The 16,785-nt window shown below is 68.4% G+C and carries 18 protein-coding genes; 9 read left to right on the forward strand and 9 right to left on the reverse strand.

Annotated elements, in window-relative coordinates:
- Window positions 1-58: 58 nt before the first annotated feature.
- From AC0662_RS27920 to AC0662_RS27930, 3 genes are read left to right on the forward strand one after another with little or no spacing between them, the layout of a single operon-like run.
- Complete coding sequence (locus AC0662_RS27920) at window positions 59-1,387, forward strand: 2-isopropylmalate synthase (RefSeq protein WP_452199828.1); 1,329 nt, start codon at window positions 59-61, stop codon at window positions 1,385-1,387.
- Window positions 1,375-2,151 (forward strand): ABC transporter ATP-binding protein, encoded by a 777-nt coding sequence (locus AC0662_RS27925; RefSeq protein WP_452199826.1) that lies wholly within the window; start codon window positions 1,375-1,377, stop codon window positions 2,149-2,151. The genes AC0662_RS27920 and AC0662_RS27925 overlap by 13 nt, the downstream gene beginning before the upstream one ends.
- A gap of 57 nt (window positions 2,152-2,208) precedes the next feature.
- Window positions 2,209-2,700: a hypothetical protein gene (locus AC0662_RS27930; RefSeq protein WP_478304313.1), complete on the forward strand. Its 492-nt coding sequence runs from the start codon at window positions 2,209-2,211 to the stop codon at window positions 2,698-2,700.
- Here AC0662_RS27930 and AC0662_RS27935 read toward each other — a convergent pair.
- Complete coding sequence (locus AC0662_RS27935) at window positions 2,693-3,397, reverse strand: DUF1707 SHOCT-like domain-containing protein (RefSeq protein WP_478304315.1); 705 nt, start codon at window positions 3,395-3,397, stop codon at window positions 2,693-2,695. The genes AC0662_RS27930 and AC0662_RS27935 overlap by 8 nt on opposite strands.
- Before the next feature lie 194 nt (window positions 3,398-3,591).
- Here AC0662_RS27935 and AC0662_RS27940 point away from each other — a divergent pair, with 194 nt between their 5' ends.
- Window positions 3,592-5,256: a fumarate hydratase gene (locus tag AC0662_RS27940; RefSeq protein WP_478304317.1), complete on the forward strand. Its 1,665-nt coding sequence runs from the start codon at window positions 3,592-3,594 to the stop codon at window positions 5,254-5,256.
- 636 nt (window positions 5,257-5,892) lie between these two features.
- Here AC0662_RS27940 and AC0662_RS27945 read toward each other — a convergent pair.
- From AC0662_RS27945 to AC0662_RS27955, 3 genes are all read right to left on the reverse strand, one after another.
- A complete protein-coding gene (locus AC0662_RS27945; protein WP_452199818.1) occupies window positions 5,893-6,051 on the reverse strand; it encodes a hypothetical protein in 159 nt (52 codons plus the stop codon).
- A 68-nt stretch (window positions 6,052-6,119) separates the two neighbouring features.
- Complete coding sequence (locus AC0662_RS27950; protein ID WP_478304319.1) at window positions 6,120-6,785, reverse strand: DUF402 domain-containing protein; 666 nt, start codon at window positions 6,783-6,785, stop codon at window positions 6,120-6,122.
- Complete coding sequence (locus AC0662_RS27955; RefSeq protein WP_452199814.1) at window positions 6,782-8,185, reverse strand: class II fumarate hydratase; 1,404 nt, start codon at window positions 8,183-8,185, stop codon at window positions 6,782-6,784. Before AC0662_RS27955 ends, AC0662_RS27950 begins: the two co-directional genes overlap by 4 nt.
- Before the next feature lie 78 nt (window positions 8,186-8,263).
- Between AC0662_RS27955 and AC0662_RS27960 the strand changes: the two genes are divergently transcribed.
- A complete protein-coding gene (locus AC0662_RS27960; RefSeq protein WP_478304321.1) occupies window positions 8,264-8,641 on the forward strand; it encodes a DUF3224 domain-containing protein in 378 nt (125 codons plus the stop codon).
- Here the strand turns inward: AC0662_RS27960 and AC0662_RS27965 are convergent.
- From AC0662_RS27965 to AC0662_RS27975, 3 genes are read right to left on the reverse strand one after another with little or no spacing between them, the layout of a single operon-like run.
- Window positions 8,626-9,273 (reverse strand): spermine/spermidine synthase domain-containing protein, encoded by a 648-nt coding sequence (locus AC0662_RS27965; protein WP_478304323.1) that lies wholly within the window; start codon window positions 9,271-9,273, stop codon window positions 8,626-8,628. The genes AC0662_RS27960 and AC0662_RS27965 overlap by 16 nt on opposite strands.
- 2 nt (window positions 9,274-9,275) lie before the next feature.
- Window positions 9,276-9,947, reverse strand: coding sequence for a response regulator (locus AC0662_RS27970; RefSeq protein ID WP_478304325.1), 672 nt, complete (start codon window positions 9,945-9,947; stop codon window positions 9,276-9,278).
- Window positions 9,931-11,133, reverse strand: a complete 1,203-nt coding sequence (locus AC0662_RS27975) for a sensor histidine kinase (RefSeq protein ID WP_478304327.1) — start codon at window positions 11,131-11,133, stop codon at window positions 9,931-9,933. Before AC0662_RS27975 ends, AC0662_RS27970 begins: the two co-directional genes overlap by 17 nt.
- Window positions 11,134-11,282: 149 nt before the next feature.
- Here AC0662_RS27975 and AC0662_RS27980 point away from each other — a divergent pair, with 149 nt between their 5' ends.
- The 4 genes from AC0662_RS27980 to AC0662_RS27995 are packed head-to-tail and all read left to right on the forward strand — an operon-like array spanning window position 11,283 to window position 14,480.
- Window positions 11,283-11,720, forward strand: a complete 438-nt coding sequence (locus tag AC0662_RS27980; RefSeq protein ID WP_478304329.1) for a hypothetical protein — start codon at window positions 11,283-11,285, stop codon at window positions 11,718-11,720.
- On the forward strand, window positions 11,720-12,799 hold the full coding sequence (locus AC0662_RS27985) for a carboxylesterase family protein (RefSeq protein ID WP_478304330.1): 1,080 nt from the start codon (window positions 11,720-11,722) through the stop codon (window positions 12,797-12,799). The genes AC0662_RS27980 and AC0662_RS27985 overlap by 1 nt, the downstream gene beginning before the upstream one ends.
- Window positions 12,799-13,011 (forward strand): hypothetical protein, encoded by a 213-nt coding sequence (locus AC0662_RS27990; protein ID WP_478304332.1) that lies wholly within the window; start codon window positions 12,799-12,801, stop codon window positions 13,009-13,011. Before AC0662_RS27985 ends, AC0662_RS27990 begins: the two co-directional genes overlap by 1 nt.
- Window positions 13,008-14,480 (forward strand): alpha-L-fucosidase, encoded by a 1,473-nt coding sequence (locus AC0662_RS27995; protein WP_478304334.1) that lies wholly within the window; start codon window positions 13,008-13,010, stop codon window positions 14,478-14,480. Before AC0662_RS27990 ends, AC0662_RS27995 begins: the two co-directional genes overlap by 4 nt.
- Before the next feature lie 3 nt (window positions 14,481-14,483).
- Here the strand turns inward: AC0662_RS27995 and AC0662_RS28000 are convergent, their stop codons facing one another.
- Both AC0662_RS28000 and AC0662_RS28005 read right to left on the reverse strand, forming a co-directional pair.
- On the reverse strand, window positions 14,484-15,188 hold the full coding sequence (locus AC0662_RS28000) for an aggregation-promoting factor C-terminal-like domain-containing protein (protein ID WP_452199805.1): 705 nt from the start codon (window positions 15,186-15,188) through the stop codon (window positions 14,484-14,486).
- Between the two features lie 172 nt (window positions 15,189-15,360).
- Window positions 15,361-16,692: a PhoH family protein gene (locus AC0662_RS28005; protein WP_478304335.1), complete on the reverse strand. Its 1,332-nt coding sequence runs from the start codon at window positions 16,690-16,692 to the stop codon at window positions 15,361-15,363.
- Window positions 16,693-16,785 lie beyond the last annotated feature (93 nt).

The following is a 16,785-nucleotide window of genomic DNA, read 5'->3' on the forward strand; positions in this document are numbered from 1 at the left end:
CCTCCGTGGAGTGCCGTCGCCCGCCGGTCCTGCCCCGCACTCCCCGGAAGGACCCACCATGAATCGCCAGCAGCCCTCCCCCATGCCCAGCCACCGGTACCGCGACGTCTTCGCGAAGGTCCCGGTCGCGCCGGTCGACCGCACCTGGCCGGACCGCCGGATCACCAGCGCCCCGCTGTGGGTACCGGTCGATCTCCGGGACGGCAATCAGGCCCTGGCCGACCCGATGGACCCCGAGCGCAAGCGCACCTTCTTCGAGCTGATGGTTGCCATCGGCTACAAGGAGATCGAGGTCGGCTACCCGTCCGCGTCGCAGACCGACTTCGACTTCGTCCGGATGCTGGCGACCTCCGACCTCGTCCCGTCCGACGTGACCGTCGTCGTGTTCACCCCCGCCCGCCGCGATCTCATCGAGCGCACCGTCGAGTCCGTCGCCGGGATGCGCGGCGACGTCGTCATCCACATGTACGCCGCGACCGCGCCGGTGTGGCGGGACGTCGTACTGCGGAAGTCGCGCGACGAGCTGGCGTCGATGATCTACGCCGGGTCCGAGGAGATCCTGCGGCTGGCCGGGGACTCGGTGCGGTTCCAGTTCTCGCCCGAGGTGTACAACCTGACCGAGCCGGACTTCGTGCTCGAGCTCGCGGACCAGCTCACCAAGCAGTGGGACGCGACGCCCGAGCGGCCGGTGATCATGAACCTGCCGGCGACCGTCGAGGTGGCGACGCCGAACGTCTACGCCGACCAGATCGAGTACATGCACCAGAACCTGCCGCGTCGCGACGGTGTGATCCTGTCGGTGCACCCGCACAACGATCGCGGGACCGGGATCGCCTGCGCGGAACTCGCCGTACTGGCCGGAGCGCAACGCGTCGAGGGCTGCATCTTCGGGAACGGCGAACGCACCGGCAACGTCGACATCGCGACCCTCGCGCTCAACCTGCACGCGCAGGGCGTCGACCCGATGGTGGACTTCTCCGAGATCGACCGGATCCGCGAAGTCGTCGAGCACTGCACCCGGATGCCGATCCATCCGCGGCACCCGTACGTCGGTGAGCTCGTGTACACCGCCTTCTCGGGCACGCACCAGGACGCGATCCGCAAGGGATTCGCCGTACAGGGTTCTGGTGCTTGGGAGGTGCCGTACCTGCCGATCGACCCGGCCGATGTGGGGCGTGGGTACGAGGCGGTGGTCCGGGTGAACAGCCAGTCGGGTAAGGGTGGGATCGCACACGTGCTGGAGTCTGTGTACGGCATTCGCCTGCCGGCCGCGGAGGAGCGGGCGTTCGCGCGGCGGGTGCAGCAGCACACGGACGGCACCGGGCGGGAAGCGAGTCCGGAAGAGTTGAAGGCGTTGTACGAGGAGGTTTACGGGTGCTCGAACTGAAGGATGTCGACTTCGTCCGCGACGGCAAAGTGCTGCTCGGCGGCGTCTCCCTGACCGTCGGCGAGGGCGAGCGCTGGGCGCTGCTCGGGCCGAACGGGGCCGGCAAGAGCACCCTGCTGAACCTGTGCGGAGCGATCACCCATCCGACCCGAGGCACCGTCGAGATCCTCGGACGACGCCTCGGTACGGTCGACATTCGCACCCTGCGCGAGTCGATCGGGCACGTGAACCCGCGGCACCCGCTCCGCTCTCCGCTGAGCATCCTCGACATCGTGCTCACCGGCCTGACCGGGACGATCGAACGGATGCCGCGCTGGGAGCCGACCCCCGCTCAGGTGGAGCGGGCGCGGGAGCTGATCGACCTGCTCGGCATCGGCGGGATCGCCGCCTCGTCCTGGACCACGCTGTCCCAGGGCGAGCGCGGCCGCGCGTTGATCGCGCGCTCCCTCATCTCCGACCCGAAGCTGCTCCTGCTCGACGAGCCCTCCACCGGCCTCGACGTCGCCGCGCGCGAGCAGCTCCTGGAAACCCTCGACCAGATCGACGCCAGTCACCCGCACCTGGCGTGGGTCCTGGTCACCCACCACCTCGAGGAACTCCCCACCTGCACCACCCACGCGGCCCTCATCACCGAGGGCCGCCTCCTCGCCGCCGGCCCGGTCGAGGACACCATCACCACCGAACTGATCTCGACGACGTTCGCCCACCCGATCGAGATCAACCGCCACTCCGGCCGCTGGACCGCGACCGCTCACCGAAACTGACCAGCCGGAGTACAGTGACCCTGCTCCGGGGGCGGGGTCACGCGGCTGGGGGACGACATGAAGGTCATGGGTGAACGCCTACCCGAGGCGTGGATCGTCGAGATGCACCGCAACGGGCGCGTCGAGTTTCCCCTGCGCCGATCGCCGATCGCCCAGCGACCGATGCTGTTTGTGGTCGTCGTGTCCCTCAGCTATGCCACGCGCATCCCGGACATCCTCGACAGCGGCGACCGTCTCCTCGGCTACCTGATGATTCTGGGGTATCTCGCCGGCCTCGTCGCGATCAGCTGGCAGCTGATCACGCAGCGCCCGCTCCTGGTCGTCGATCAGCGCGGAATCCACCTGGGACGTCGACGCTCCATGCCCTGGACCGAGATCAGCTCGATCGGCGTTGTCTCCGGTCCACGGCTGTTCCGACGGCTGGAAGTGTTCCCGAAGGACATCTGGGCCAAGAACCTCACCCTGGCTCAGAGCCACGTGAACGACCTGGAGTCGTTCCGGACGTGGCTGGACGAGGTGCTGGCGGAGCAGCAGCGCCAGCTCAGGTGAGGCCGAGGCGTTTGCTCAGGCGGGGGCCGCGTTTGATCTTGATCTCGCCGAGGACGGCGGTGCCGCGGATGTGGATGCGCAGGGGCGCCGCCGACTGGGCGTTCGGGTCGGGGACGGCTTTCAGGCCGGCTTCCTGTTCGGAGATCGAGCCGAGGATCGGGTTGCTGTCCAGCACCACGATCGCGTTCTGCGGAACGCGGATCTTCACGTCGGCGAGGATCGACTTCACGTCCACCTGGATCTCGTCGAACGGGATCTGCGCCTCGGTGTAGTCCAGCGTGACGTCGCCGAGGACGGCGTTCACCTCCTGGCGCCGCGGCACCAGCCAGTTACCCGTCCTCTTGGTGTCGGACAGGATCACATTGATGACCGGCCCGGACTCGACCAGCGCCCCGCTGTACTGCGACCCGCCGGACGGGACTGCCGACGTACCGGGGGCCTGCAGACCGTTCGGAAGGTCGGACGTCAGCTCGACGAGCTCGCCGTACGTCTTGGAGGAGTACAGCGTCTCGAGCCGCTCCTCGAGTTCGGCGTACGACAGCCGCCCCTCGCCCGCGGCCTCCCGCAGTACGTCGGCGACTTCCTCCCGCTCCAGGTCGGAAACCCGTCGCCGCATCGCCAACTCGTCACCGGTCGGCGCCTGCGCGGGCACGACATCCTGCGGTCGGTTCTCCTGGGGAACGTCATCCTGAGCCACGCTCAGAACCATACGCGCGCAGCACCCCGCCTGCCGCCCGTTTCTTCCCCCATTCCCCCCTGACCGGGCCCCTGATTCGGAGCTGCGGAGTGAGGGTCGCCTCACCGGCGGGTGAGACGGAGGTCGCGTCGGCCGGTCCGGCGGGGAGAACTAGGCTTTGGGCGTTCAGTCCACTCCTGCTGGAGGTATGCCCGGTGTCTGCCGACTTCAACTACTCCGACCTGTTGCCGTTGGGCGCCGACGAGACGGAGTACCGGCTGCTGACGACCGAAGGTGTCAGCACGTTCACCGCGGGCGACCGGACGTTCCTGCAGGTGCAGCCGGAGGTGCTGCAGCAGCTGACCTCCGAGGCGATGCACGACATCTCGCACTACCTGCGGACCGCGCACCTGACCCAGCTGCGCCGCATCATCGACGACCCGGAGGCGTCCGGGAACGACCGGTTCGTCGCGCTCGACCTGCTCAAGAACGCGAACATCTCGGCCGGCGGCGTGCTCCCCATGTGCCAGGACACCGGTACCGCGATCGTGATGGGCAAGAAGTCCGAGGGCGTACTGACCGGCGCGGTCGACGAGGAGTGGATCAGCCGCGGCGTGTACGACGCCTACACCAAGCTGAACCTCCGCTACTCCCAGATGGCCCCGCTGAGCATGTGGGACGAGAAGAACACCGGCTCCAACCTGCCCGCGCAGATCGAGCTGTACTCGACTCCGGCGGGCGCCGGCGACCCGGCGTACAAGTTCCTGTTCATGGCCAAGGGCGGCGGGTCGGCGAACAAGTCGTTCCTCTACCAGGAGACCAAGGCGGTGCTGAACCCGTCGCGGATGATGGAGTTCCTGGACGAGAAGATCAGGTCGCTGGGTACGGCGGCCTGCCCGCCGTACCACCTCGCGGTCGTGGTCGGCGGGACGTCGGCCGAGTACGCGCTGAAGACCGCGAAGTACGCCTCCGCCCACTACCTCGACACGCTGCCGACGACCGGATCGCCGGTCGGGCACGGGTTCCGGGACGTGGAACTCGAGGAGGAGGTCTTCAAGCTCACGCAGCAGTTCGGGATCGGGGCACAGTTCGGCGGGAAGTACTTCTGCCACGACGTCCGCGTGATCCGGCTGCCGCGGCACGGTGCGTCCTGCCCGGTCGCGATCGCGGTCTCCTGCTCGGCGGACCGGCAGGCGCTGGCGAAGATCGCCCCCGAGGGCGTGTTCCTGGAGCAGCTCGAGCGGGAGCCGGCGCGCTTCCTGCCGGACACCACCGACGAGCACCTCGACGACTCCGACGTCGTCCGGGTCGACCTGAACCGGCCGATGAGCGAGATACGCGCCGAGCTGTCCAAGCTGCCGGTCAAGACCCGGCTGTCGCTGAGCGGACCGCTCGTGGTGGCGCGGGACATCGCGCACGCGAAGATCAAAGAGCGCCTCGACGCCGGCGAGCCGATGCCGCAGTACCTGCGCGACCACGCGGTGTACTACGCCGGCCCGGCGAAGACCCCCGACGGCTACGCGTCCGGCTCCTTCGGCCCGACCACGGCCGGCCGGATGGACGCGTACGTCGACCAGTTCCAGGCCGCCGGCGGCTCGTTCGTCATGCTTGCCAAGGGCAACCGCTCCGCGAAGGTGACCGCGGCCTGCAAGGACCACGGCGGCTTCTACCTCGGCTCCATCGGCGGCCCCGCGGCCCGGCTCGCCCAGGACTGCATCAAGTCCGTCGACGTCCTCGAGTACGCCGAACTCGGCATGGAAGCCATCTGGAAGATCCAGGTCGAGGACTTCCCCGCCTTCATCGTCGTCGACGACAAGGGCAACGACTTCTTCACCGACACCAGAAAGCCCGTCCCCCTCACCGTCCGCCCCCGCAGCTGAAACAGTCCCGGGACAGCACACAGTTCACCCCACAAGCCCCTCCCGCCACCGGTCCGCCCGGTTCAGCTGCCCGCGCGGGAGGGGTTATCCGCTCGCGTGATGGGTTATCCGGTGGTGTACGAGCGCAGAACCCCCAACACGCGGGGATAACCTCTCGCGTGCCGCCCGCTTCCTCGGCCGGCACGCGATCCGGGCGGGGCGATCGTAGTCGCGCGACGGTGGTGGCGAAGGCACGCGGCGTTGTCGCGGACCGGCAGCTCGACAGGAGGTGTCACGCTCCGGGGTAGTGCACCTGAGCGTGAACCCACCCGTGCGTACGCCGTACCGCGGTGCACTACCTGTCCACCTGCCGATCCACCAACCCCGCCGACCCCACCGCCCTGCCACCCCACCGCCTCGCCCCCCGGACGCTCCTCAGGCTGCCCGCGCGGGAGGGGTTATCCGTTCGAGTTGGGGGTTCTCCGCTGGTACACGGGCGGACAACCCTCCACGCGCGGGGATAACCCCTCCCGCGTGGAGGACCTCAGCGAGTGCGGCGAGCGCGCTGGGGTGGGCGCGTGCGTGGGGGACCGGCGGGGGCTGGCCGGGGTTGGGCACGGGATCACCGCGCACACGCCTGCCGTGCGCGGGGGTGGGTCAGCTGGCTTGGCTGTCTACCTGCTCGGGGAGCTTGGCGAGAAGGGCGCGGGTGGCTTTGACCAGGTCGGCTTCGTTGTGGCCGAAGGCCTGGAGGTAGCTGTTCAGCGCCGAACGCATCAGCTGCAGCTCCTCGGCATCCAGCTCGATCGTGTCCATATCCCCAAGGTAAGACGGTTCGCGGGAGTTGCAACCGCTCGTGACCCAGCCGTTGTCGGCCTACGCCCTCAGCTGTGCAGTTCCGGTGCGATCAGGGTCGGCTGGTGGCTGGTCGGCGCGGCCGGCAGCGGCCAGTCGGGTGGAGCTGTCCAGGTCTGCCAGTCGTCGCAGAACGGCGACGTCCACGCCTCGATGTCGCGGATCGCTTTGTGGGCGTCGGCGATGATCTGCTCCGCCTCGGCGGGCGTGAAACGGCCGGCGGTAACGGCCCCTTCGAGTTCGTCCTCGTCCTTCCATTCGATGCTGCGGTCCGGTTTGATCCACAGGTCAAGCACATGATCGACGGTGCTGGTACGACGGGAAGCCCAGTCCCGCACGTGTTCACGCTCAAGGTTCACGTACCACCCGTTGAAGGTCCCGTCCGCGGCCCAGAAGTACCAGACCGACCACGGTTTGCCGGGTGGCGAGACCTTGAGGATCCCGGTGCCGTGCCAGATGTCGAGTTTCAGCACCCGGTCCGCGGTGAACATCCCGACCGGACCGGCGTACCGGAGCTCTTGTCCGTCGGCGAGGACCGGTTTGAGCAGCGGCGTACCGGGGGCGAGCCAGGCGACCAGGCCGTCCGCGTCGTCGCGCACGACCGTCATCGGTCGCACGTTCGGCAGGTAGGCGTGCCGCTCCGTGCCCTCGTAGACCCACTCGATCGTCGTCCCCAGCTCCCAGTACTGCGTCATGAACCGGCCGGCCGGGTCATGGACAGGACGTCGAGGGCGGCGTCCAGCTGCTCCTCGGTCAGGTCGCCCTTCTCGACGTGACCGTTCTCGATCACGACTTCACGGATCGTCTTCCCTTGTTTCAGGGCGCTCTTGGCGACCGCGGCCGCGTTCTCGTAGCCGATGTAGCGGTTCAGCGGGGTGACGATCGATGGCGACGACTCGGCGAGCGCCCGGGCGTGCTCGACGTGGGCGGTGATGCCGTCGACGCAGCGGTCGGCGAGCAGGCGGGAACTGTTCGCCAGCAGGGTGATCGACTCCAGCAGGTTACGGGCGATCACCGGGAGCATCACGTTCAGCTCGAAGTTGCCGCCGGCGCCGGCCACGGTGATCGTGGTGTCGTTGCCGATCACCTGGGCGGCGACCATCAGCGTCGCCTCGCAGATCACCGGGTTCACCTTGCCCGGCATGATGCTGGAGCCGGGTTGCAGGTCGGGCAGCGCGATCTCGCCGAGCCCCGCGCGTGGCCCGGATCCCATCCAGCGCAGATCGTTGCAGATCTTGGTCAGGCTGACCGCGACCGTCTTCAGCTGGCCGGACAGCTCGACGAGCCCGTCCCGCGCGCCTTGCGCCTCGAAGTGGTCCTCGGCCTCGGTCAATTCCAGGCCGGTACGACGGTTCAGCTCGGTGATCACCGCTGCGGCGAACCCGGGCGGCGTGTTGATCCCGGTCCCGACGGCGGTGCCGCCGAGAGGCAGCTCGGCGGCGCGGGGCAGCGTGGCGCGGACCCGCGCGGTGCCGCGGCGGATCTGCTGCGCGTACCCCGCGAACTCCTGGCCGAGCGTCACCGGGGTCGCGTCCATCAGGTGCGTCCGCCCGGACTTCACCACTTCGGCGAACTCGGATCCCTTACGGGACAGGGAGTCCGCGAGGTGCTCGAGCGCCGGAAGCAGCTCCTGGACGACGCCGGCGGTGGCCGCGACGTGGATGGCCGACGGGAAGGTGTCGTTGCTGGACTGCGACGCGTTCACATGGTCGTTCGGGTGCACGTCGAGGCCGGACTCGCGGGTGGCGAGGGTGGCCAGGACCTCGTTGACGTTCATGTTCGTGGACGTCCCGGACCCGGTCTGGAAGACGTCGATCGGGAACTCGGCGTCGAACTCCCCCGCGGCCACCTGGCCCGCGGCGGTCACGATCGCGGCCGCGCGGTCCGCGTCCAGGACACCGAGCGAGGCGTTCACGACCGCGGCCGAGGCCTTGATCTGCGCGAGCGCGTGCACGAGCTCGGGCGCGAGCGGCCGGCCGGAGATCGGGAAGTTCTCCACCGCGCGCTGCGTCTGCGCCCGCCACAACGCCGCCCGAGGCACCTTCACCTCGCCCATCGTGTCGTGCTCGATCCTGAACTCCGCGTCATCACCCATACCTGCAGAGTACGTCGCTCACCGTTGTCGGAACGCCCTGATAGACAAGCTGTGGACAACACCACAGGAGGGGACGGGATGAAGTTCACCCAGACGTTCGAGATCACGCAGTGGGACCAGTCGGCGTACGACGAGGCCGGCGCGATCCAGCTCGGCCGAGCGGCCGTCGGCAAGACGTTCACCGGCGACGATCTGAACGGCACCAGCGCGGCCGAGCTGCTCATGGTCGGGACCGCCGACGGCCCGGCGGCGTACACGGCGCTCGAGCGGTTCACCGGCACGCTCGCCGGGCGGAAGGGCTCGTTCGTGATGCTGCACGGCGCGACGACCGATCAGTCCGCGGCGCCTGGCCGGATCGTGGCCGCCGACGGCGACCTGCAGGGCCTGACCGGCACGGTCGTCTACGAGCACGACGAGCAGGGCGCCCGCGTCACCGTGGACTACGAGCTGCCCTGATACACGTAGTACAGCTCGGAGCGGCCCTGGAGGTCGACGGGGACGGGTTTGACGATGCAGGCGCCGAAGGTTGCGCTGACGGCTGACTCCAGGGCGTCCGACGCGGAGGAGGACCAGACGGTCAGCACTCCGCCGGTGCGGAGTTTTGCGCGGCAGGTTGTCAGGAAGCCGGACGTGTAGATGGCCGAGTTCTCGTTGTAGACAAGGAAGTCCGGGCCGTTGTCGACGTCCAGCAGGATTCCGTCGACGGAGGCGTCCGGGAGGTCGGTGACGACATCCCGGACGTCTCCGACCACGACTGCAACCCGGGGGTCGTCGAGGATCGACGGGACCAGACCGGAGCGCATCCAGGACACCAGGTCCGGCTCGATCTCGGCGACGACCACCTCACCGAGCCGCGCATCGGTGAGCAGTGCACGAACCGTGTAGCCGAGGCCGAGTCCCCCGACGAGCACGCGGTTTGGGTGCTGTACGGCGTCCAGCGCCGCCGACGCGAGCAGCTCCTCGCTGGACGTCTCCTGATCGTCCATCACGAACACACCGTTGACCCGGAGCTCCAGCGCCCCGTCGTCGTCCCGCCGACGCAGGACGAGCTCGCCACGCTCGCTGTGCCCCCGAGCGATCTCTGCCACGGTCAGACCCCCAGGCCGGCGTCGTGCGCCAGTAGTGCGAGCTGCACGCGGTTCGTGAGCTGCAGTTTGGCCAGCGAGTTCGTCAGATGCGTCTTCACCGTGGCGATCCCGAGGTCCAGTGCGGCCGCAGCCTCCGCATTACTCTTGCCTTGGGCCACAGCCAGTACGACGTCCCGCTCGCGCTCGGTCAACTGCGCCAGCGCCGCGAGTGCCGTCGTACGCCGACTGTCCTGGTCGACTGCGCCCACATGATCCATGAGTTGCCGGGTCGACTGTGGTGACAGCACAGACTCACCAGCTGCCACCTTCAGCACCGCAGCGACGATCTCAGCCGGTGCAGCGTCTTTCAGCAGGTAACCGGACGCACCGGCCCGCAGCGCCCGCAGCAGGTGCTCATCGGACCCAAAAGTGGTCAGCATGACCACCTGCGGCGCACCAGCTCGTCGACGGATGGCCGATGTCGCAGCAACCCCGTCCAGCACTGGCATCCCGATGTCCATCAGCACGACGTCCGGCCGCAGATCACGGACCGCGTCGACCGCCTGCTGGCCGTCAGCGGCCTCACCGACCAGCTCCAGCTCCGCAGCACCGGTCAGCATGCTGGACAGCCCTGCCCGGACCAGTGGGTCGTCGTCGACCAGCAGCAGTCGGACCGGTTCAGTCACGCCCGTCATCGTAGGCCACCCACGGCAGCCAAGCCGCCAGCCGGAACTCCCCGTCAGCGGTCGACCCGTGCTCGAATCGCCCACCAGCCAGCGATGCCCGCTCCGCCAGCCCGATCAGCCCCACCCGCGACCCAGGTCCCGCCACACCGTGCTCCAGCGGATTCGACACCTCCACAGCCAGTCCAGCACCCGGCCCGCCGGTCAGCACTACGCGGACCGGCTGGTGTGCCGCGTGCTTCCGCGCATTCGTCAGCCCCTCCTGGATGATCCGGTAAGCATGCCGCCCGACCGAGTCCGGTACCGCAGCGAGCTCGACACCCACTGCGAGCTCGATCCGCGTCCCAGCAGCCCGTGACTCGTCCACCAGCTCGTCCAGCTCGGCAATCCCCCGGCGTGGCCCGTCAGCGGTGTCCTGAGACCGCAGTACGCCGACAATCTCGCGCAGGTCGTCCACGCAGTCCCGCGCGCTGGACCGGATCACACCGGCAGCACGCGACATCTCAGCAGTGGGCATGTCCGGACGGAACTCCAGTGCGCCCGCGTGCATGCTCAGCAACGACAGCCGATGCCCCAGGGCGTCATGCATCTCCCGCGCGATCCGCTCCCGTTCCAGCCGCTGCCCCTGCTCGACACGCAACTGCTGCTCCGACTCGGCGCGGACGGCGCGTTCGGTCAGCGATGCCATCAGCTGCCGCCGGGTCCGGACCACGATCCCCCACCCGACCAGGACCAGACAGGCCAGCGCGGTGAGTGTGACGGCGATCCAGTAGGCATTCGGCGTGTCAGCCACCGGGTAGATCCAGAACTGCAGCATGCAGGACGCCATCGCCGCTGCGCCGAGCGAGAGGCTCACAGCCGGACGTCGGTGCACGGCAACGTTGAAGAGCGCCAGTCCGCCCGCTCCACCGAGTGACGGCACCAGTGTGGACACCAGGATCATCAGCACAGCCAGTCCGACCGGCCAGCGCCGGCGGAGCAGCAGCGAAAGCGCACCGGCGATGCACAGCACCAGGTCGAGCCAGTGCGGCAGCGGACCGATCCGTGGCGGCGGGTTCACGTCCCCTACCGCGGGCAGCCCGAGCAGGAACGCGAGCAGCACACAGGCGACATCCACGACCCGGTCCCGCGGGGTCAACCGCCCGTAGCCCGGCGCGGCCCGCGATCCGGGTGCGATCAGCGCGGCGAAGATGTCCACCGGGCTGACGGTAGCGCCTCGACCGCCTGGCTCACCGGCGCGACGGCGTACCGCGAGACTTTCGGTGGAGGCGGGGGTCCGCCGAACGACGGTAACGGCGTGCGGCGGACTGATCCGCCGGGCAACCGCCTGAGGACAGTGTTATCGGCATGATCCTTGCCGAAAGCACCTTCCGTGGGACGACGGCCGCGGAGCTGGCCGCGCGGTCCCGCTGGGACTCGTTCAAGGCCGCTGTCGACCAGCGCGCCATCTTCCCGCGGTCCGGCACGATCCGCCTGCACCTGAGCCAGCTGGAACTCAGCGGCTGGCACCAGGGCCGCGACATCACCGTCCATCCCGGCGAACTCGCATCGGTCAGCAACGACTTCACCGACCTGTACGGGCGCTTCCTCGGCGGCGGCTCCAAGACGCTCGGCGCACCACTGATCCTCGAGCTGCGATCCGGCACCGTCCTCTACCTGCTGGTGAACCACCGCTGGTTCACCGAACGCACCGACAACGCCCAGTGGACCGGACGACTCACCCAGTGGCTCGCCACCAATCGCACTGCCACACAACCTCGAACTGACTGTGATCTGAGCGACTGATGAACCGAACCACTATCGTTGCCGTGAACAACATCTGCGTCGCGCTCCTGCTGGCTGCGCGTGGTGCGACGCAGCCGACCCCTGCCGATCCGGCGGTCATCAGCACCACCAACGGGGCCATCAAGGGCACCGTCGACGGCAAGCTCCGCCACTTCAACGGCGTCCCGTACGCCGCTCCTCCCGTCGGACCGCTGCGCTGGCAATTCCCACAGCCGGTTGCCAACTGGACAGGCGAGCGACCAGCCACCAAACAGGGCCCCAAGTGCGCGCAGGCCGACGACAGCGGCACAGCACTCGCCAAGGGCTCGTCAGAGGACTGTCTGTACCTCAACGTCGCCACACCGGCCGCACAGACCCAGCAGCTCAAGCCGGTCGTCGTCTGGCTGCACGGTGGTGGCTACAGCAGCGGATCGGGCAACGGCTACGACACCGACCGGATGGTTGCCACCGGCGACGTTGTCACGGTCACGGTCAACTCCCGGCTCGGAGTGTTCGGCTTCTTCGGCCATCCGGACCTGCCGGACTCCGGTGTGTACGGACTGGCCGACCAGCAGGCCGCACTGCGCTGGGTGCGCGACAACGTGAAGGCCTTCGGCGGTGACCCGGGCCGCGTCCTGCTGGCCGGCGAGTCCTCCGGTGGGTACAGCGTCTGCGCCCACCTGGTCGCACCGAGCTCACGTGGTCTCTTCCAGACCGCAGCCATCCAGAGCGGCACCTGCCACAACGCCTGGCCCGCCGAGACGTTCGCACCCGGTGACGGCGAGTCCAAGCTGCTCTGGTCGCTCAAGGAGATCCAAGACCGCGGCCGTACGGCGGGCACGCCGTACCACTGCGACACGCTCGCCTGTCTGCGCTCGGTGAAGACGGCGGACCTGCTGAAGCTCAACGGTCCGTTCCACGACCCGGCGTACGGCGGCTCGTTCCTGCCGGTCGATCCGGAGCAGGCGATCAGGCGTGGTGAGTTCCAGCACGTCCCGGTGCTGCAGGGCTCCAACCGCGACGAACACCGGCTATTCGCGGCGATCTTCGACCTGCCCGACACGCGCGACGCCGCGGCGCGTACCACGGCTCCGAGCTGATGTACCTGTTCGACATGGACGGCTCCTACGCCGCTCTGGACCCAGCGCGGCGCGCACTGTCGGACCGCATGATCACCGCCTGGACCACGCTGGCCCGCACCGGAACCCCCGGGTGGGACACCTTCGACGGCAAGACGGCCAAGGTCTTCCGACCGGGGACCGACACGACCGTCGATCTCGACACCGAGCACCACTGCGGGTTCTGGTCATGAGGCGCATCGGGAGGTTCCTGTTGCGGTTCGCGCTCGTGGTCGTCGTACTGGTGCTGATCTTCGTCGGCTGCTCGGCGGTGTGGACCTGGCAGGACAACCGCCGCGCCGAGATGACGACCAACGGGCCGTACGAGGCGACCGTGGAATCGCTGAACGAGCATCCGCTGCCGGAGTGGTTCGCCAACGCCAAGTTCGGGGTCATGATCCACTGGGGTCTCTACTCGGTGCCGGGCTTCGCCTCCAAGGGCACCACCTTCGCCAAGCTGCTCGAGACGCAGTACGGGAACGCGATGACGCACAACCCGTACGCCGAGGACTATGCGAACGCGATGAAGGACCCGGACTCGCCGACCGGTCGGTATCACCGCGAGCACTACGGCGACGCGCCGTACAGCGACTTCACCAAGCAGTTCGATGCCGGACTGGCGCAGTGGAACCCGGACCGGTGGGCAGCGCAGTTCAAGGCCGCCGGAGCGTCGTACATCGTGGTGACGGCCAAGTACGCCGATGGGTACTCGCTCTGGCCCACACAGGTCCACAACCCGCACGCACCGGACTTCCACGCCAAACGGGACCTGATGGGCGAGCTGGCGACGGCAGTCCGCAAGCAGGGGCTGAAGTTCGGCGTCTACTACTCCGGTGGGGTCGACTGGACATTCCAGCGCACGACCGTGAAGACGCAGGGCGACTACGCCTACCTGCACTACGGCGAGGATTACCGCAAGTACGCCGAGGCGCAGGTGCGCGAGCTGATCACGCGGTACAAGCCGGACATCCTCTGGAACGACATCTCCTGGCCGACCGGCTCCAAGCGGCTCTACTCGCTGATGGCCGACTACTACAACACCGTCCCGGAAGGCGTCGTCGACGACCGCTGGGGTACGGCGTCGTTCGGCCGGCAGCTGATGGGCGCCAAACCGCTGCGCTGGGGCTTCGACCAGCTCATGAAGGGTCTGTTCAAGCTGCCCGATGTGGCGGAAGGCGTGAACACGCAGAAGCCTGCCCCGCACAGTGACTTCCGCACACCGGAGTACACCGACTTCGACACCATCCAGGACAAGTTCTGGCAGCAGGACCGCGGCATCGGCGGCTCGTTCGGCTACAACCACGAGGAGACCGACCAGGACTATGCCAAGCCGACCGATCTGATCGGGTCACTCGCCAAGGCCGCGGCCAACAACGGCGCCCTGCTGCTGAACGTCGGACCGAGCGGTGGCGAGGGCGAGATCGTCCCGGACCAGCTGAGCCGGCTCACCGCGATCGGAGCCTGGCTGAAGGTCAACCGGGAGGCGATGGACGGCACCCGCCCGTGGACGCGCCCGTCGGCGACCACAGCCGCCGGCGACCAGGTGATGTTCACCCAGAAGGACAAGACGGTGTACGCCTTCGTACTGGGGCAGCCGAAGGGGGACATCGTGCTGAAGGCTGCCGGCGACGGGAGTTTCGGTCCGGTGTTCCGGATCGGGTGAGGGTCAGTACCAGTTCTTGGCCACCGAGTGCGCCCACGCGGAGCACGGCGAGCCGTAGGTGGCCTCGATGTAGTCCAGACCCCACTTGATCTGCGTCACCGGGTTGGACCGCCAGTCGGAGCCATAGGCTGCCATCCGCTTCCCGGGCAGGGCCTGCGGGATGCCGTACGCCGAGGACGTCGGGTTCGCCGCGCTGACCTTCCAGCGGGATTCCTTGTTCCAGAGCTTCTCGAGGCAGCTGAACTGACCCTGGCCCCAGCCGTGGTCGGGGAGGAGGTTCATCGCGACCTCCTTCGGCGTGCCCTCGTACTTCTTCCGCTCGGCGTCCCGGCTGGCCCGCTCCTCGCTCGACGAGCGGTTGGCGCGTGCCAGGGCCTCGTAGCGGCGCAGGGCGGTGTTCTTGGCGGCCATCTTCAGGTCGGCCGCGTTCTGCAGCGAGACCTGCTGCTGGGCGATCGCCTCGACCTGGTTCCGCATCCGGACCGCGTCGGCGGCCGCATCGGCGTCGGAACCCTTCGGCGTGGCGGACGGCTTGTCGTCAGTGGCGACCACCTTGCCACTGTTGATGACGGCCATTTCGGCACGCCCGGACACACTCTCCGACGCATTACTGCTCCCTGGGGAGCTGAAGAGATCGACACCGGCGACCACGGAGACCACGGCGATTCCAGTCACTGCCAGAACCGCGACGGAGCGCTTCGCTTTCATCTGTCCTTCCGAGAAAACCCGACCCCCGTCGGCTGCAACGAGAACATACTCTGGCGTAAACCGTCCGTGATCACAAGCAGGTCACGAACGAACGGTGCGGTCACCGCATGGCGACCGCACCGTTCTTACTCTCGCTTTACAGAATGCTATGACCCAATAACTCGAACACTCCTTACAGCTGCAAGTCGTCGAGCATCTCGGTGACCAAGGCCGCGATCGGCGAGCGCTCCGAGCGGGTCAGGGTGACGTGCGCGAACAGCGGGTGGCCCTTCAGCTGCTCGACCACCGCGACCACGCCGTCGTGCCGGCCGACCCGCAGGTTGTCCCGCTGGGCGACGTCGTGGGTGAGCACCACCCGCGAGTTCGCGCCGACCCGGGACAGCACCGTGAGCAGCACGTTCCGCTCCAGCGACTGCGCCTCGTCGACGATCACGTACGAGTCGTGCAGCGACCGGCCGCGGATGTGGGTCAGCGGCAGCACCTCGAGCATGCCCCGGTCGATGACCTCGTCGATCACGTCGCTGCTGGTCAGCGCCCCGAGCGTGTCGTACACGGCCTGGGCCCACGGCTGCATCTTCTCCGACTCGGAGCCCGGCAGGTACCCCAACTCCTGGCCGCCGACCGCGAACAGTGGCCGGAACACGACGACCTTCTTGTGCTGCCGGCGCTCCATCACCGACTCCAGTCCGGCGCACAAGGCCAGCGCGGACTTACCGGTACCGGCGCGGCCGCCAAGCGAGATGATCCCGACGTCAGGGTCCAGCAGCAGGTCGAGCGCGACGCGCTGTTCGGCGGACCGGCCGCGGATGCCGAACGCCTCCCGGTCACCCCGGACCAGCCTGATCCGCTTGTCCGGCATCACCCGGCCGAGCGCGCTCCCGCGGTCCGACAGCATCACCAGTCCGGTGTGCGTCGGGAACTCCCCGGCCTCCGGCAGCTCGACCGTGCTGTTCTCGTACAGGTCGTCCACGACATGCGTCTCGACCTCGAGCTCGGCCATTCCGGTCCAGCCCGACTCCAGGGTCAGCTCGGCCCGGTACTCCTCGGCCTGCAGACCGCACGCCGACGCCTTGACCCGCATCGGCAGGTCCTTCGAGACCAGCGTCACGTCCTTGCCCTCGGCCAGGAAGTTGCAGGCCACGGCCAGGATCCGGCTGTCGTTATCGCCGAGCCGGAAACCGGCCGGCAGGGTCTCGGGGTCGGTGTGGTTCAGCTCGACCCGGAGAGTTCCACCGTTCTCCCCCACTGGCAGGGGCGCGTCCAGACGTCCGTGCAGTATCCGGAGCTCGTCGAGCAGTCGCAGCGCGGTGCGGGCGAAGTAGCCGAGTTCCGGGTGATGCCGTTTGGCCTCCAATTCGGTGACGACGACCACCGGGACGATCACCTCGTGCTCGTCGAACCGCAGCATCGCGTGCGGGTCGGAGAGGAGCACCGAGGTGTCCAGCACGAACGTGCGCTGGTCCGGTGTGGATGAGGTACTTGACGCCTTGGCGTGGATGGCCATGTCGCACGTCCTCTTCTGAGGCCGTGACGTGCACCCTCGCCCCGGCCCGCCAGTGGTTAGGTGATGGACCGGGTGCCGCCCCTGGGGTCCGGT

Source organism: Kribbella sp. NPDC043289, assembly GCF_056436705.1.

Coding starts and splice junctions, on each gene's coding strand:
- AC0662_RS27995 (WP_478304334.1), top strand. CDS start 13,008: ATGAGGCGCATCGGGAGGTTCCTGTTGCGGTTCGCGCTCGTGGTCGTC.
- AC0662_RS27920 (WP_452199828.1), top strand. CDS start 59: ATGAATCGCCAGCAGCCCTCCCCCATGCCCAGCCACCGGTACCGCGAC.
- AC0662_RS27985 (WP_478304330.1), top strand. CDS start 11,720: ATGAACCGAACCACTATCGTTGCCGTGAACAACATCTGCGTCGCGCTC.
- AC0662_RS27945 (WP_452199818.1), bottom strand. CDS start 6,051: ATGGACACGATCGAGCTGGATGCCGAGGAGCTGCAGCTGATGCGTTCG.
- AC0662_RS27970 (WP_478304325.1), bottom strand. CDS start 9,947: ATGACGGGCGTGACTGAACCGGTCCGACTGCTGCTGGTCGACGACGAC.
- AC0662_RS27980 (WP_478304329.1), top strand. CDS start 11,283: ATGATCCTTGCCGAAAGCACCTTCCGTGGGACGACGGCCGCGGAGCTG.
- AC0662_RS28000 (WP_452199805.1), bottom strand. CDS start 15,188: ATGAAAGCGAAGCGCTCCGTCGCGGTTCTGGCAGTGACTGGAATCGCC.
- AC0662_RS27950 (WP_478304319.1), bottom strand. CDS start 6,785: ATGACGCAGTACTGGGAGCTGGGGACGACGATCGAGTGGGTCTACGAG.
- AC0662_RS27990 (WP_478304332.1), top strand. CDS start 12,799: ATGTACCTGTTCGACATGGACGGCTCCTACGCCGCTCTGGACCCAGCG.
- AC0662_RS27930 (WP_478304313.1), top strand. CDS start 2,209: ATGAAGGTCATGGGTGAACGCCTACCCGAGGCGTGGATCGTCGAGATG.
- AC0662_RS27960 (WP_478304321.1), top strand. CDS start 8,264: ATGAAGTTCACCCAGACGTTCGAGATCACGCAGTGGGACCAGTCGGCG.
- AC0662_RS27955 (WP_452199814.1), bottom strand. CDS start 8,185: ATGGGTGATGACGCGGAGTTCAGGATCGAGCACGACACGATGGGCGAG.
- AC0662_RS28005 (WP_478304335.1), bottom strand. CDS start 16,692: ATGGCCATCCACGCCAAGGCGTCAAGTACCTCATCCACACCGGACCAG.